This window comes from Archangium violaceum (genome assembly GCF_016887565.1).
Classification (GTDB): Bacteria; Myxococcota; Myxococcia; order Myxococcales; family Myxococcaceae; genus Archangium; species Archangium violaceum_B.
This window is the reverse complement of record NZ_CP069396.1, coordinates 3,996,247-4,011,266: the sequence shown is the minus strand read 5'-3', so window position 1 is coordinate 4,011,266 and position 15,020 is coordinate 3,996,247. Positions and strand designations below refer to the sequence as shown.

The 15,020-nt window shown below is 69.0% G+C and carries 15 protein-coding genes; 5 read left to right on the top strand and 10 right to left on the bottom strand.

What is annotated here, in order from left to right:
- Nucleotides 1-3: 3 nt before the first annotated feature.
- The 6 genes from JRI60_RS16585 to JRI60_RS16560 all read right to left on the bottom strand — a co-directional run bounded on the left by JRI60_RS16585 (nucleotide 4) and on the right by JRI60_RS16560 (nucleotide 6,661).
- Nucleotides 4-786 (bottom strand): NAD-dependent epimerase/dehydratase family protein, encoded by a 783-nt coding sequence (locus JRI60_RS16585; protein WP_204226838.1) that lies wholly within the window; start codon nucleotides 784-786, stop codon nucleotides 4-6.
- 31 nt (nucleotides 787-817) lie between these two features.
- Nucleotides 818-1,855 carry a phosphatase domain-containing protein gene (locus tag JRI60_RS16580; protein ID WP_204226837.1) on the bottom strand — a complete coding sequence of 346 codons (1,038 nt, stop codon included), beginning with the start codon at nucleotides 1,853-1,855 and terminating at the stop codon, nucleotides 818-820.
- The gene (gene plsX / locus JRI60_RS16575) at nucleotides 1,852-2,880 is read right to left on the bottom strand and encodes a phosphate acyltransferase PlsX (RefSeq protein ID WP_204226836.1); all 1,029 of its coding nucleotides are present in this window, start codon (nucleotides 2,878-2,880) and stop codon (nucleotides 1,852-1,854) included. Before plsX ends, JRI60_RS16580 begins: the two co-directional genes overlap by 4 nt.
- 123 nt (nucleotides 2,881-3,003) lie before the next feature.
- Entirely contained in the window at nucleotides 3,004-5,013 is a 2,010-nt protein-coding gene (gltC, locus tag JRI60_RS16570) for an adventurous gliding motility protein GltC (protein ID WP_204226835.1), read from the bottom strand.
- Nucleotides 5,010-5,837 carry an outer membrane beta-barrel domain-containing protein gene (locus tag JRI60_RS16565; protein ID WP_204226834.1) on the bottom strand — a complete coding sequence of 276 codons (828 nt, stop codon included), beginning with the start codon at nucleotides 5,835-5,837 and terminating at the stop codon, nucleotides 5,010-5,012. Before JRI60_RS16565 ends, gltC begins: the two co-directional genes overlap by 4 nt.
- A complete protein-coding gene (locus JRI60_RS16560) occupies nucleotides 5,834-6,661 on the bottom strand; it encodes an outer membrane beta-barrel domain-containing protein (protein WP_204226833.1) in 828 nt (275 codons plus the stop codon). The genes JRI60_RS16565 and JRI60_RS16560 overlap by 4 nt, the downstream gene beginning before the upstream one ends.
- Before the next feature lie 297 nt (nucleotides 6,662-6,958).
- Here JRI60_RS16560 and cglC point away from each other — a divergent pair, with 297 nt between their 5' ends.
- From cglC to ybaK, 5 genes are all read left to right on the top strand, one after another.
- Nucleotides 6,959-7,465, top strand: coding sequence for an adventurous gliding motility lipoprotein CglC (gene cglC / locus JRI60_RS16555; protein ID WP_204226832.1), 507 nt, complete (start codon nucleotides 6,959-6,961; stop codon nucleotides 7,463-7,465).
- An 81-nt stretch (nucleotides 7,466-7,546) separates the two neighbouring features.
- The gene (locus JRI60_RS16550) at nucleotides 7,547-8,947 is read left to right on the top strand and encodes a vWA domain-containing protein (RefSeq protein ID WP_204226831.1); all 1,401 of its coding nucleotides are present in this window, start codon (nucleotides 7,547-7,549) and stop codon (nucleotides 8,945-8,947) included.
- Between the two features lie 144 nt (nucleotides 8,948-9,091).
- Nucleotides 9,092-9,553 carry a 5-(carboxyamino)imidazole ribonucleotide mutase gene (gene purE, locus JRI60_RS16545; protein ID WP_204228964.1) on the top strand — a complete coding sequence of 154 codons (462 nt, stop codon included), beginning with the start codon at nucleotides 9,092-9,094 and terminating at the stop codon, nucleotides 9,551-9,553.
- Nucleotides 9,550-10,692, top strand: a complete 1,143-nt coding sequence (gene purK / locus JRI60_RS16540; RefSeq protein WP_204226830.1) for a 5-(carboxyamino)imidazole ribonucleotide synthase — start codon at nucleotides 9,550-9,552, stop codon at nucleotides 10,690-10,692. The genes purE and purK overlap by 4 nt, the downstream gene beginning before the upstream one ends.
- Nucleotides 10,693-10,696: 4 nt before the next feature.
- Nucleotides 10,697-11,173, top strand: coding sequence for a Cys-tRNA(Pro) deacylase (ybaK, locus tag JRI60_RS16535; protein ID WP_204226829.1), 477 nt, complete (start codon nucleotides 10,697-10,699; stop codon nucleotides 11,171-11,173).
- Between the two features lie 9 nt (nucleotides 11,174-11,182).
- Here the strand turns inward: ybaK and JRI60_RS16530 are convergent, their stop codons facing one another.
- The 4 genes from JRI60_RS16530 to JRI60_RS16515 form a co-directional block, all read right to left on the bottom strand.
- Entirely contained in the window at nucleotides 11,183-12,307 is a 1,125-nt protein-coding gene (locus JRI60_RS16530; RefSeq protein ID WP_204226828.1) for a hypothetical protein, read from the bottom strand.
- 21 nt (nucleotides 12,308-12,328) lie between these two features.
- Nucleotides 12,329-12,826 (bottom strand): hypothetical protein, encoded by a 498-nt coding sequence (locus tag JRI60_RS16525; RefSeq protein ID WP_204226827.1) that lies wholly within the window; start codon nucleotides 12,824-12,826, stop codon nucleotides 12,329-12,331.
- A gap of 263 nt (nucleotides 12,827-13,089) precedes the next feature.
- A complete protein-coding gene (locus JRI60_RS16520; protein WP_204226826.1) occupies nucleotides 13,090-13,911 on the bottom strand; it encodes a LytR/AlgR family response regulator transcription factor in 822 nt (273 codons plus the stop codon).
- Nucleotides 13,908-15,005, bottom strand: coding sequence for a sensor histidine kinase (locus JRI60_RS16515; RefSeq protein WP_239470553.1), 1,098 nt, complete (start codon nucleotides 15,003-15,005; stop codon nucleotides 13,908-13,910). Before JRI60_RS16515 ends, JRI60_RS16520 begins: the two co-directional genes overlap by 4 nt.
- Between the last annotated feature and the right edge of the window lie 15 nt (nucleotides 15,006-15,020).

Here is a 15,020-nt window from a genome sequence, read left to right as displayed (position 1 = left end):
ACATCAGCGCAATTCCGGCAGCCGTGCCTTGAGCGAGGGCAGCACCACCCGGTCGTCCATCATGCGCTGATCGAACACGAAGCTCTCCGTGGGCTCCACGTGCCACCGGCCGCCGTACCGCGCGTTGAGGGCGCGGACGATCTCGAAATAGGACCACCGCTCGTTCGCGTCGAGCATGTAGAGCCCCGGCTCCGCCCACGCGAGCGCCAGCAGGGCCCTCACGGTGTCATCGAGGAAGGCGCACGCCGGATACCACCGCGTGCTCGCCTCCACCCTGCCCCGCTCGCGCATCTGCGCCTCCAGCGAGGCGAGCATGTTGTTGCCCGAGGGCCGGTCGTCGATCTGCCAGCCCAGCCGCACCACGCGCGCCTCGGGGTTCTGCTGGAAGACCCGCTCCTCCGCGCGCCGCTTCTCGTACCCGTAGCCCTCGGGCGCCTCCGGCACCGAGTCCACCGTGAAGGGCCCGGGGGCATGGTCCGAGAACACCATCGCCGTGCTGGAGAACACGAACCGCACGCCCAGCTGACGGGAGATCCACGCGAGCTCGCTCGTCCACTCGTAGTTGACGAGCCACGACTCGTTGGGCCGGCCCGTGGGGCGCGAGGCCGTCGCCAGGTGGAACAGCGCCTCCGGGGCCACCGAGCGCACGAACCCCTCCATGGCCCAGTAGTCGTCCAGCGGGACGCGGTCGCGGTCCCAGCACACCACCTCGACACCGAGCCGCCGAAGGTACTCGCACAGCCGCGAGCCGACCGTGCCATTGGCGCCCGTGACGATGGCTCTCATTCCCGTGTCTCCCGCGCGCGAGGCCCCGCGCCTAATGCGTCTTGCGCGCCTTGTGCGTCCGGGGGAGCGCGTGGTGGATGAGATCCAGGTAGTCCACCGCCTGCACCGGCGGCGGGGGCGGCGGCGTCCCCAGGGCGGCGAGCCGCTTGGTGAAGGCCGAGATGATGTCCGGCACCGGCCGCAGCGCCTGGAGGAGCGCGTTGGGCCCCTCCAGCGCCTGCACCAGCGCCGCGGCCGCATGCTGCAGCGGCAGGCCCCGGCGCAGCAGGTCCTGGAACGAGTTGGACAGCGTGATGATGTTGTGCCCCGCCGTCTGCACCATCTCCACGGCGATCTTGATGACCTGCGGGGCCGTCAGGTGCCCATCGGCCAGCAGCACCAGCGCGGCCTGGAAGTAGTTGAAGATGGGCACCACGCGCGGGCCGTAGTTGGCGAAGTGCGCCGGCGGCGTCAGCCGATCCAGGTGGATGAAGATGCGCCGCACGGGGTCGGACACCGGAATCTTCTTCCACGCGGTGCGCACCCGCTCGGCCTCGTCCGGGTACACCGCGGCAGCCTCGAGAATCTGGTTCAGCACCCGCTCGTCCACGCGCCCGGCGATCATGTCCGCGTAGAGCGAGTAGATGAAGGCATCCGCCTCGGCGTCATCCCCGAAGAGCACCTCCTCGGCCTCCACGGGCGCGTTGGCGCGGCTCTCCATGATGGCGGGCAGCTTGTAGCCGACCTGTCCGCGCAGCGCCCGGAAGCGCCCGCGCATCAGGTTGCCCACGTTGTCCTTGAGGACGAACTCGTCCCACACCACCCCGTCCAGCTTGAGCTTCTCCTCCAGCACCGAGCGCATCTGCTTGGGGCTTCCGGAGACGATGCACAGCCGCGTGTCCCCGTTGGCCGCCAGCTCGCGGATGAGCGCGGACGCACCTGGCACGGCCTGCTTCTCGTGGGCCTTCTGGAAGGCCGTGCGCAGCAGGTCCCGCAGCGAGTCGAACTCCGTCTGCAGGTACGTCTTGTCCAGGTCCCAGCGGTAGATGCGCCGCGGGGGCCTGGGATCGATGCGGTCCGGCAGGCTCACCGCGCCAGACCCTCCTGGATGGCCTTGCCCAGCTCATGGGACACCGCCTTGGCGGCCACCTTGCCCGCGTTGGCGATGGCCCGCGACTTCGAGCGTCCGTGGGCCTTGATGAAGATGCGATCGAACCCCAGCACCGGTGCTCCCCCGTATTGCTCCCAGTCGGTGACGTCCTTGATGCGCTGGATGCCACCGGACAGCATCGCCAGCCCGGCCCTCCAGCGCAGGCTCTCCTTGTACGCGTACTGGGCCAGCTCCACCACCGTCTCGTGCACCCCCTCCAGCATCTTCAGGCACACGTTGCCGACGAAGCCGTCCGTCACCACCACGTCCGCCGTGCCCTTGGGGATGTCCACGCCCTCCACGTTCCCGATGAACTGCAGCCCCGGCAGGCCCGCCAGCCGCGCGTGCGCCTCCACCACCTGGCGCGGGCCCTTGTTGGGCTCGGTGCCATTGGAGAGCAGCGCCACCTTGGGGTTCTCGTTGCGTGAGATGATGCGCGCGTACGCCGCCCCCATCACCGCGAACGTCACCAGGTCGTCCGCGGTGGCCTCCACCGTGGCCCCCACGTCGAGGATGAGCGAGAACGGATCATCCTTGTCGCCCCGGCGCGCGCGCGTCGGGTACACCGAGGCCAGCGCCGCGCGCCGCACTCCCGGCAGCAGCTGGAAGTGCCGGGCACACGACAGCACGCACGCGCCCGTGTTTCCGGCCGACACGAGCGCGTCCGCCTCGCCCTCGGCCACGAGCCGCGCCGCCACCGACACGGACGCATCCGGCTTGCGCGCCAGCGCCTCGCCGGGCTTCTCGTCCATGGAGATCTGCTCGGAGGCGTGCTGCACCGAGATGCGCTCGCCGTTGTGCTTCGTCTCGGCGAGCGCATTGTCGATGACAGCCCTGTCCCCCACCAGCAACGTGTGGATGTGAGGTGATTCCAACGAGAGCTGCGCGGCCCCCCTGACTACCTCCGCGGGGCCGTGATCGCTCCCCATCACGTCGAACGCAATGGTGACGAGCTTGGTGGCCATGAGAGCACCATCTTACAGGTTTGTAGAAAGACGAGGGGGCCGGATCCGAGTGGATCCAGCCCCCGGTGGAGGACGGTGCCGGGAGGCTCCCACCGGGTGGCGGGAGCCGCCTGGGGTCCGGGCTCAGTTGCTCTCGCTGGCCTGGATCGTCCGGTTCGCGGTGTCGCGCTGGATGCAGCCCTTGGTCATCGTGTACTGGTAGGTGCCCAGCTCGTCGCGCCAGTACTCACCCTCGTACGGCCAGTAGAGCTGATCGTCCGCCACCGCCACGGAGTAGCGGTACTTCTTCACGACGGACACGCTGCCGCCGGCCTTGAGCTGCTCCTCGAGGAACTCCTTCTCCTTGGAGACGGTCTCGAACTTGATGCGCAGGCCGTTGGCCAGCAGTTGCTTGAGGCCGACCAGCTCCGTCTCCAGCTTGCCCTTGGCCATGGTGCCGGCCTTCTCGATGAGGACGGTGCGCTGGGTCTTCAGGCCCTCCAGCAGCTGCTTGGACAGCTCGGAGTAGCGGAAGGTGTCACCCTTCTCCCCGAAGACGTCCATCTCCCCTTCCAGCTCGAGGATGGAGTCGTTCGTCTTCTTGAGGTCCTGATCCGTGAGGGCCAGGCGCAGGATGCGCTCGAGGATGACGTCCGTCTGCTTCTCCAGGCCCTCCTTGTTCTTCTTCTGCACGTCGGAGAGCACGCCGTAGTACTCGCTGGCGTTCATCTGCTTCTTGGTGATCAGCTCGAGCTGATCATGAACGGGCAGGTAGGTGCGCTCGAAGTCCTGGAGGATGAGGCTGGACTCGCGGTAGCGGCAGTTCTCGTAATAGATGACCGCCTTGAGGATCATCGCCTCGGGGAAGTACTCCTCGCGGAAGAAGGGCGAGGAGAGCGTGATGAGGTTGCCGAGCGCCTGCTCGTACTGGCCCACGCGGTAGTTGGCCCAGCTGGCCTCGAACATGGCCTCCAGCCACTGCGAGGTGCCGCGCTCCACCTTGTTGAAATAGAAGAGCGCGTAGCGGTTCTGCTGCATGCCGTAGTGGGTACGGGCCAGCTGCATGAAGGCCAGCTCGCGCAGCTTCTGGTTGAAGGCGACCTGCTCGGCGTCCAGGCCGGCCGTGGAGCGGGTGACGCGGACGATCTCCTTCATCGCGTCGATGGCGCCCACGGTGTTGATGTCCACGCGCCTCTCGGCGGCGTTCTTGGCCTGGTTGCCGAAGCGGAAGTAGGCCAGACCCTCGAGGTACTTGGTCCTCGGGTAGAACGGATCCGTCTTCGGGATGAGCAGCGCCAGGCGCTTCACCTCGCTGAAGCTCTTGTCCGCGTCCTCCGGGCGGCCCACCTGGTCCAGCGCCTTGCCACGCACGAAGTGGTAGCGGGCCAGCAGGTAGTGGAACTCGTTGCGGAAGCGCTCGGGGAACTCCTGGTTGGCGTACTTGGCGATCTCATCCAGGATGACGGTCTCGTTCTTCGTCTTGCGGCTGATGAAGAAGAGCCACTCGAGGCTGGTGCGGAAGAACTTCGTCTCCGGACCGACGGCGAGGATCTTCGAGAACTCGCCCAGCGACGAGTGGTACAGGCCCATGCGGTAGAGGGCCTTGGCCAGCACGTAGCGCGCCTCCAGGTGGAGGCCGGCGAGCTTGGCGTCCTGGAGCATCTCGAAGGAGCTCATCGCCGCCTTCTCGTACTCCTCGTTCTTGAAGAGCGCGATGGCCACGTCCAGGCGCTGGCGATCACCGCTCTTGCCGGACACGTCCACCGCGTCGAAGGACATGGTGGGCGCGGCCTTGGGAGCGCTGGGCGTCTCGGCCGTCAGATCCAACCCCATGGCGGGGGTGGACGAGGCGGCGTCGCCGGCCGGGGCGGCCGGAGTGGAGGCCGTGCCCGTGTCGGCGGGAGCGGGGGCCGGGGCGGACGTGTCGCTGGAAGCGCTGGCATCCGAGCTCGAATCCGAGTCGGAGTCATCGTCCTGGGCCTGGGTGGCCGTGGGCTTCTTCCCGCGCGCTGGCTTGCGGGTGGGCTTCTTCTTCTTCTTCTTCGCGGACTGGGAGAGATCCAGGCCCTCGAAGCTCTGCGCGGGCGAGGGAGTCGCCCAGGCCAGGGTGAGCCCGAGGGTGGCGAGGCAGAGAGGCCGGAGCAGACGTTTCATGACTCGGGAGGGGCGGAGGGGAAGAAGAAGGAGACACCCAGCTCGAACAGCAACTGGTTGCGCAACGTAGTGGTCGGGTTGATGGCCTTCTCGACGTAGATGAGGTCGCGGAACTCGGTGCGCAGCGTCATCCAGCGGTTGAGGAAGAAGCGCATGCCCACGCCGACGTTGCCGCCAGCGGTGAACTCCGCGTTCCGGGTGGGCCCGATGTACTGCACCGCGGAGGCGCCGGCGATGCCGTACAGGTCGAAGTGGACGAACTGCTCGGCTAGCAGGGAGATCTTCCCGTAGATGGGAGCCCACTGCACGTCGAGCCCGCCCGTCAGGGTGAGCTGCCCGGGGGCGGCGCCGTTGAGCTCCTCGAAGGAGGGCCTGCGGCAACCCCGGGTGGCGGTGCCGCCCTCACTGTCGGAGAAGGTGCAGATCTGCGCGGCCCCCGCCACCGTGGGGATGGCATAGCCGGCACGCAGGCTGAAACCCAGCGTCTCCGTGGGGTGGTAGGTCAGCACGCCACCCAGGATGTACTTGGTGAAGAAGGCATCCTTGACGGACAGGGTGGCCGAGGGGCTGAACTCGAGGCGGCCCTTCTTGAGGAACAGGTGGCCGGAGACGGGCGTGACGCGATCGCGCAGGGGGCCGAGGCGATCCTTGTCCACCTCGGACACGTCACCGGCCTCCTGCTCGGAGGAGCCGGAGCTGGAGGGCGCGGGCCTGGCGGCGGGCGCGGCGGGCGCCGGCTGCGCGGCGGGCGCCGGCTGCTGGGCCAGGGCGGGCACGGGCGCCAGGCAGAGCGCGAGCAACAGACGACGAGTGGCGGTCTTCATTCGGACTCCCGACCGGTCGACTTCAGCGGGAAGAAGACGGAGATGCCGGCGTTGAGGGTCATGATGTTCTGGGTGGCGCCCTTGCTGCTGTTGAGGGGCTGATCCACGTAGGACGTGTTGATGACCGCCACGTTCACCGCGAGGAAGTCACGGGCCACGAAGCGCAGGCCCAGACCGAGGTCCGCGGCGAGGCTGGGGCCACCGCGGTCCTTGGACACCTGGGTGTTCACCACGCCCATGCCGCCCAGCAGGTAGGCATCGAAGTGGAGGATGGAGTTGAGGAAAGCCACCTTGCCGTAGAGCGGGCTCCACTCCACGTCACCCATGGCCGACCACTGGGGCACCGAGTAGAAGATGCGGCTGGCGAAGGTGCTCTTGGCGATGCGCACATCGTCCTCGGGCAGCACCTGCATCACGGAGACGCGCCCGGCCAGGGCCAGCGTGTCCGCCAGGTAGTACGCCCCACGCACCGCGGCGCCCACCTTCGTGTAGTACGGGTCATTCACCGACAGGGTGATGAAGGGCGCCAGCTCGAAGCGGTTCTTCTTGAGGTACACCTTGCGCTGGACGCTCTTCACGCGGTCATCGAGCGTGACGTCGCGCTCGGCCGGAGAGAGGGGTTCGTCGGGGGGCGTCTCCGCGACCGTGGAGGGCAGCGGGGGCGGCTCCTCCGCGGGCGTCTCCGCGTTCGTCTCGGTCTCTTCCTGCGGCTTGTTGGGATCACCGCTCAGATCGAGTCCGAGCCCCGGGTCTTGCTGGTTCTGGGCAAGTGCCGACACTGGCGCGAGGCACAGCGCGAGCAGAATGGCCTGGAGGCGTTTCACTTCCGGAAGCTCCGTGGTTGGGCGTCCGCCCGCCGATGCGTTCAGAATCGGAGGCTGAGGCGCTGCGCATCCTATCTGTCCCGCTCGCAACCCATCAACCGATCAAAGCTCGCCTGCTCCCTGTGTATGCGCTGGAGTAGGTCTCCCGGGCCCTTTTGTGTATCCACTCGGTATTCTTGCAGAGAGGGTACCCGAGGCACTCGCAGAGCGGCCATCCGTGCGACCACGGTGCGGGTTGGCATGGGGAGGCACTGTGTTACGGTGGCCGCCCACATGCGTTTCATGAGGTGCAAGTCGATGTCTGCGCGTCTGGCTCTTCTGGTGACTGCGGCCCTGCTGTGTGGTGGGTGCGAGATCAAGTCCGATATCGGGAGGCGGTGCACACTGGTGCGCAAGGCCACCGCCGACGAGCTGGCGGCCCATCCGGAGCTCGGCAAGACCCGGCCCATCAAGTATACCGAGCTGAAGCCGGGCCAGGACTTCATCTCCTTCGGCATGACGGAGTGCGAGGATCTCATCTGCGTGCGGGACACCAGCTACGCGGAGCCCCCCGAGGAAGACGGCTTGGCCCGGGGCTACTGCAGCAAGTCGTGCGTGACGGACAGCCTCCAGAATGACTGCGCCGTCAACGCCTCGGACGCGGAGGCGAGCGTGAAGGATCGCATGGTCTGCCGCGCCCTGCTGCTGGATCAGCAGGCGATGGACGACATGCGCGTGAACGATCCGGTCGCCTACCGCAACACGTTCGGCGAGAACAACTCGCCCTACTTCTGCGCCGGCGCCGTCGAGTCCGCGAGCAACTGACGCCTTTCGCGCGCGCGGCTTAGAACTTTTTCGCGCGCCGGACGTGGACAGTGGGGCCCTCGCCGCAAGGAGCCCTCTGTCATGAACAAGACGGTCGCCTTCGTCTCCCTGACCGCCGGACTGGCCCTCACCGCCCTGGTGCTGGGCCTGCCGCACATGGCACCGCCGCACGGTGCCACCCCCGTGCCGACCCCCAGGCCGGCCACCGCCAGCAACGGCTCGTTGACGATGACGAGCCGGCTGTCGCACCCCTACATCACCCCGGGAACCTCGGATCTCTTCGTCACGGTGGACATCACCGGCGTGGAGGTGCCGGGCTCCAAGCGCACCCCGGTGAACCTGGCGGTGGTCATCGACCGCTCGGGCTCCATGAGCGGCTACAAGCTGCAACAGGCGAAGCAGGCCGCGCGCCACCTCGTGGGGCAGTTGGGACCCGAGGACCGGCTGGCCATCGTGCACTACGGCTCGGACGTGAAGAGCCTGCCGAGCCTGCCGGCCACGCCCGGCAACCGGGAGCGGATGCTCCAGTACGTCGAGGGCATCTGGGATGATGGCGGCACCAACATCGGCGCGGGGCTGCACACGGGCCGCACGCACGTGGCGGCCGCCCGGGGCGGCTACACCGTCAACCGCATCATCCTGCTGAGCGACGGCCAGCCCACCGAGGGCATCACCGACGACGCGGGCCTCACCCAGGTGGTGAAGGACATCCGCGCCGAGGGCATCACCGTGAGCGCCATCGGCGTGGGCACGGACTTCAACGAGGACCTGATGCAGGGCTTCGCCGAGTACGGAGCGGGGGCGTACGGCTTCCTGGAGGACGCGGGGCAGCTGGCCACGCTCTTCCAGAAGGACCTGCGGCAGGCGGCCACCAGCGTGGCGCGCGGCGTGGAGCTGTCCTTCGAGCTGCCCGCGGGGGTGAGGCTGGGCGAGGTGCTGGGCTACCGCGCGCACCAGGCGGGAAACACGGTGCGGGTGCCGCTGCCGGACTTCTCCTCGGGCCAGGTGGAGCGCGTGGTGGCGCGGCTGACGGTGGAGGGCACCCGGCCGGGGAGCACGGTGGACGTGACGGGGCTGAAGCTGGCGTACTCGGACCTGCTGAAGGACGCGGGGGTGGAGAGCGCGGCGAGCCTGTCGGCGATGGTGACGGAGCGGCGCGAGGAGGTGCTGGCGCGCCAGGACAAGGACGCCACGGTGTACGCGACGCGGGCGCTGAGCGCGAAGAACCTGAAGCTGGCGGCCGAGGCCCTGCGGGACGGGCGCAAGGAGGAGGCCAAGGGCTACGTGATACAGAACCAGGCGCTCTTCCAGGAGGCGGGTACGGTGGCCAGCCCCTCGGCGGTGGCGGCGGACCTGGCCGAGCAGCAGGCGGTCCTCCAGGACTACGAGCAGGCGTCCGACAGCGAGTCGGTGGGCTCGGCGGTGAAGCGGACGAAGGCCCGGGCCATGAAGAGCTTCGGGAAGATCGGCTCCACCTACTGAAATTCCGCCCGCCCCCGTACGCTTCCGGTTGACCGGCGGAATCCCCCCACCCTATCTCCGCGTTCTCCGCACCTCCTGGCCTCACCAGGAGGGCGTACGGGAGGCGAGAGCTTGAGCGCGGAAACACCCTGGGTGGGCGTCATCATGGGCGGCAAGAGTGACCTGGAGCACCTGCGCCCGGGCATCGACGTGCTGAAGGAGCTGGGCATCCCGCACGAGGTGCGGGTGGTGTCCGCCCACCGCACGCCGGACTGGATGATGCAGTACGCGGAGACGGCGGAGTCGCGCGGGCTGTCCGTCATCATCGCGGCGGCGGGAGGCGCGGCCCACCTGCCGGGCATGGTGGCCAGCAAGACCCTGCTGCCGGTGCTCGGCGTCCCCATCCCCGCCACGGTGCTCAACGGCTTCGACGCGCTGATGTCCATCGTGCAGATGCCCAAGGGCGTGCCGGTGGGCACCATGGCCATCGGCAAGCCGGGGGCCATCAACGCCGCGCTGTACGCCGCCTCCATCCTGTCCCTCAAATACCCGGAGCTGCGCCCCAGGCTCGGCGCCTGGCGTCAGGCCCGCACCGACGAGGTGCTCCGGGATCGGGAGCTCGCATGAACACGAAGACCATCCTGCCGGGTGGGACGATCGGCATCCTCGGCGGTGGGCAGCTGGGCCGGATGATGGCCCTGTCCGCGCGCACGCTCGGCTACCAGGTGCAGGCGTTGGATCCCGACCCCGCGTGCTCGTCCCGCTTCGTGGTGGACCAGTGCTACACGGCCGACTTCGGCAACATGGAAGAGGCCAGCCGGCTGGCGCGCGCCAGTGACGTGGTGACGCTGGAGATCGAGAAGATTCCCCTCGCCACCCTGCGCGCCGCCGCCCAGCACGCGCCCCTGCGGCCGGGCCCCCACGTGCTCGAGGTGGTGCAGAACCGCGGGCGGCAGCGGGCCTGGCTCGCGAAGCACGGCTTCCCCCAGGGGCCGTGGAAGCAGGCCGACCTGGAGGAGGCCCTGGCCACGGCGACGACGGAGCTGGGCGGGCGCTGCTTCGTGAAGTCCTGCGAGGGGGGTTATGACGGACGGGGCCAGTACCAGGTGAAGTCCGCCTCCGAGGCCCCCGAGGCCTGGCGCGAGCTGGGCCGGAGCCCCGTGGTGGTGGAGGCCGCGCTGGACCTGGAGGCCGAGCTGTCCGTGCTGGTGGCGCGCTCCCCCCGGGGAGAAGTCGTGGTGTACCCGCCGGCCTACAACCACCACGAGGAGCGGATCCTCGACTGGTCGCTGCTGCCAGGACAGGTGTCACCCCAGGTAGCCACCCAGGCGACGGAGATCGCCCGTGCCATGGCCACGGCGCTCGAGGTCGAGGGTCTGCTGGTGGTGGAGATGTTCCTCCTGAAGGACGGACGGCTGCTGGTCAACGAGCTGGCGCCGCGCCCGCACAACAGCTTCCACGCCACGGAGGTGGCGTGCCTCACCAGCCAGTTCGAACAGGCGGTGCGCGCGGTGTGCAACCTGCCGCTGGGCTCGGTGGAGGTGGTGCGGCACGCGGCCATCGTCAACCTGCTGGGCGACCTGTGGCTGCGCGAGGGCGGGCCGAAGTTCGAGTCCGTGCTGGCCATGCCGGGCGTGCGCCTGCACCTGTACGGCAAGCGCGAGGCGCGCAAGGGCCGGAAGATGGGACACCTGTCCGCCGTGGGCACCACGCCCGAGGAGGCGCTGGCCCGCATCAAGGCCGCCCGCCAGGCCCTGGGAGCGTGAATCCATGAAGACGAACGCGGCACGGCTGCTGGACTCGCTCGGCGTCCACTACGAGCTGCGCGAGTACGAGGTGGACCCGGAGGACCTCTCCGCCGAGACGGTGGCCGCCAAGGTGGGGATGCCTCCGGAGCAGGTCTTCAAGACGCTCGTGGCCCGGGGGGACCGGACCGGCGTGCTCATGGCCGTGGTGCCCGGCAACGGCGAGCTGGATTTGAAGGCGCTGGCGCGGCTGAGCGGGGACCGGAAGGTGGACACGGTGCCGCTCAAGGAGCTCCAGCCGCTCACGGGCTACATCCGCGGCGGCGTCACCGCCATTGGCGGCAAGAAGGAGTACCCCGTGTTCGTGGACGAGACGCTCGAGCTGTTCGACGTCGTCTCCGTCTCCGCGGGCGTACGGGGTACGCAGCTCCTCCTGTCCCCCGCGGACTACCTGCGCGTCACCAAGGGCAAGCTCGGGCCCATCTCCCGCGACAAGACGTAGACGGCGGCGTCACACCACCCTGCCCCTCGCCACGTCCACCAGCCACTGCCAATAGGGCGTCAGGGGATAACGGAACGCGAGCACCGTGGCGGCCACCACCCAGCCCCAGGCGACCTGCCAGTGGCGCGGCGGGAGTGGCGCCGAGGGAGAGCCCTCGGCCGCGAGCACCAGCGGGGGAACCAGCAGCGGAAGCGCGTGCCAGTAGCCGTGCGAGCGATCCAGGAGGGCGACGAGGACCGCCGAGAGCACGGACAGCGCGGTCCACACGTGACGGGTGCGGAGCAGGTAGCCTGCGGTGGCGGCCGAGACGAGCACGAAGAGCAGCGGCGCGGGCTTGCCGCGCAGCAGGTGCGAGACGTGCGCGGGGTTGTCCGCGGGAATGGTCTCGAGCGTTCCCTGGAGCGCCGCCGCGCTGGCCGCCGCGCCGAGGACGAGCACCGCCGCCACGGCACCAGAGAGGGCCGTGTTCCGCCGCCCCTGGCGCCACGCTTCGACGAGCGCCCAGAGCCCCACGGGTGCGAACACCAGGGCGCGGAAGCTCAGCGCAGCGCAGACCCCCAGCAGGACCACCGCCGCCTGGGGTCGGCCACGGGCGAGGGCCAGCAGTCCCAGGGTGCCGGCGAGCACATAGGTGACGTCATAGAAGCCGTTCGCCCCCGAGCCCACGAGCAGGGGCACCAGGAGAAGGACGCCCCCCGCGAGCGCCCACCGGCCCTGGGGACGGAGGAGGACGAGTCCCGCCGCACTGGCGGCCAGACCCAACGCGAGCAACAGGAGCGTCATCCCCCGGTGGGCCAGCGAAGGCGCCAGGAGCCCCGAGCGCTCCAGCGCGCCCAGCGGCCAGTGCAGGAGGAGCCCGAGCGGCGGATACGGTGCCGTGCGCTCGGGAAACAGCCCCTCGTGCGCCGCGCAGGGGTACAGCCCGCGCGCGGACTCGGCATACGGCAGTCGATAGACGGAGAATCCACGCTCCACGAGCGCTTGCGCTTCCGCCATGTGCCGCAGGTGGTCGGTGTAGTGGTGGGAGAGGTCTCCTCCAGGAGAGGCCATGCCCGCATGCACCGCCAGCAGCCCGAGTACGAGGACGACGGCGAGGGCAGCGGCGCGAGAGGAGCTCGGAAGGGGGCTCGTCATGCGCCCCTCCCCTATCAGCTTCTAGCGGGACTGGCGTCGATGGACGCCCTGCTCACTCAACTTCCAGGCCAGCTCGCGGGCCACTTCGAGCTCGAAGGGCTTCTTGAGCCACTGCAGGTCCGACCGACCCACGCGCTTGACCACCTCATCCCGGGAGATGTCCGAGAAGGCGCTGCAGATGGCCACCTCCAGCTGAGGGTCCTTCTCCAGCATGCGCAGGATGGTCTCCAACCCGTCCCAGCCAGGCGGCATCCGCATGTCGACGAGGGCGAAATTGTAGGGACGCCCCTCGGCCAGCGCGCTGACGACCTTCTGGAAGCCCTCCATCCCCTGAGAGGCGGTGTCGATGGTGAAGGCCACTTCAGGGGCCGCGGCGGGCGGGGTGGCACCGAAGAGCTTCTTCTCCAGGTTGTCCAACGCGGGCCGGCGCCATTTGGGCCCCAGCACCCTGCGCCAGACATTCAGGATGGTCGGGTCGTCGTCCACCACCAGAATGCGCCGCTGTAGCTGCCCTTCCATCCCGAGCCCTCCTTGCGGGGGCTGGCGTATACCCGACCCCTGAGCCCCATCTTGTGACCCAGCCATCCAGAAATGTGAGGGGGTTGTCACGGAAAGGGAGCCTCTGGGGTGCAGCTCGTCTCCATCCGGTTGTCCCCTCGACAATCCTACCCGGGTTCGACAAGGGGTGGAAGACACGGTGACCCGCGCCATCAGCGGCTGCTGGCGTAACCTGGGCAGCCCTCCCCGTCTGCTCCCCCAGCGGGGCGGCGTGCGCCCGCCCGTCAGGTCCTGCCGAGCAGCGTGTCCAACCGGTCCCGGTAGCCGCGGCTGAGCTTCAGGCTGGTGCCATCGTGCAGGAGGACCTGGTACTCGCCATGGAAGAGCGGCCGCAGCTCCTTCACGCGCTGGACGTTGATGATGGTGGAGCGATGGATGCGCACGAAACGGCGGGGATCCAACTGCGCCTCCATCTCGCGCAGGGACTGGCGGACCAGGTGGGTCTGCCCTCCCGTGTGAACCTGGATGTAGTAGTCCTCGGCCTCCAGCCAATCCACCTCGTCCACGGCGAGGAAGGCCACGCGGCCCACGTCCTTGAGCACCAACCGCTCCAGGTAGGCCGGCGCCGCGGGTGCCGGCGCCGGAGCGGAGGGGGCGGGTGGAGGCGCGGCGGTGCCCAGGAGTCCGGCGAGCTGACGCGCCAGCGTCTGGATGCGCCCGCCTCGCACGTGATCCTTGGCCCGGGCCAGCACCCGGGCGAAGCGCTCGTCGTCGAAGGGCTTGAGGAGGTAGTCGAGCGCGTGCACCTCGAAGGCCTTGAGGGCATAGGTGTCGTACGCGGTGACGAAGATGACGGCGGCGGTGCGCTCGGGACCGGCTTCCCGCAGCACCTGGAAGCCATCCATGCCCGCCATCTCCACGTCCAGGAAGAGCACGTCCACCGGGTGCTGGCGCAGGGCCTCCACCGCCTGGGTACCACTGGCGCACTCGCCCACCACCTCCACCTCCGGATCGGCGGCCAGCAGCGCGCGCAGGCCCTGCCGGGCGATGCGCTCGTCATCCACCACCAGCACGCGGATGGGGGCGGAGGCCGGTAGCGCGCTCATTGCCGCGACTCCGTCCCCGCCCGGCGGAAGGGAATGGCCACCTGGGCCAGGGCCCCTCCTCCCTCGGCGTGCAACAGCTCCAGCCGGTGCGCCTCGCCATAAAGGTGACGCAGCCGGGCACGGGTGTTGGTCAAGCCGATGCCACCTTCGTCGGGCACACCCGGCTCGGGACTCGAGCCTTCACGCGCCACCGGGCCGTCCCCGGTGTCACGCACCCGCAGCCACAACATGTCCTCTTCGAGGGTGACGTGAATGTCCACCCGGTTCTCCGCCTCGTCCCGCGAACCGTGGCGCACAGCGTTCTCCACCAGGGGTTGCAGCAGCAGGTGGGGGACCAGCGCATCACGCGCTTCAGGGTCCACGTGGATTCGGGTGTGCAGCCGCTCCTGGAAGCGGAGCTGCTCGATGCGCAGGTAGCTCTCCACGAAGTCCAGCTCCTGACGCAGGGGCACCTCCTGGGTGCCGTCGCCGCGCAACACCGCGCGCAGCAGGTCCGCCAGACCCGCAGTCATCTGGACGGCGCCTCGCGCGTTCCCGGTGCGGATGAGGCCCGTGATGGTGTTGAGGGCATTGAAGAGGAAGTGCGGGCGCAATTGCATCTGCAGCGCCAGGAACTGGGCGCGCAGCAGCTGGGACTCCAGCTCCGAGGCGCGCACTAGGCGCTCCACATACAAGCGGTGGAAACGGAGCGCGTGACCCACGCCGATCACGGCGCAGTAGCTCAAGACCGTGATGAAGATGCTCCTGGACGTGCGCACCAGGAAGGACACGGGAGAAGGTGCGCCCAGCCATGGAGAGACCAGGACTCCGATCTCCACCTTCCCCAACAGGATGACGACGAACAGCGCCAGATGGACCCCCAGGTTGCGCACCCATCGGGGACCGAGCAGCGGGAAGGAGTCGCAAAACACGAAGAGGAAGGGCGTCATCAGCGCCCAGAGCCACAGGCTCAGCAGGTCCCCCAGCACCCAGCGGATATCCTCCGGGGCAAGACCGTCGGCCCAGACCTGCATCCAGGACTGCGCCACGCCCAGCAGCCAGAAGAGGGTCCACCCCGCGAAGACCAGTCCCCACACGCGCCAGTTCCGCCACATCGGAGGGGGCGATGT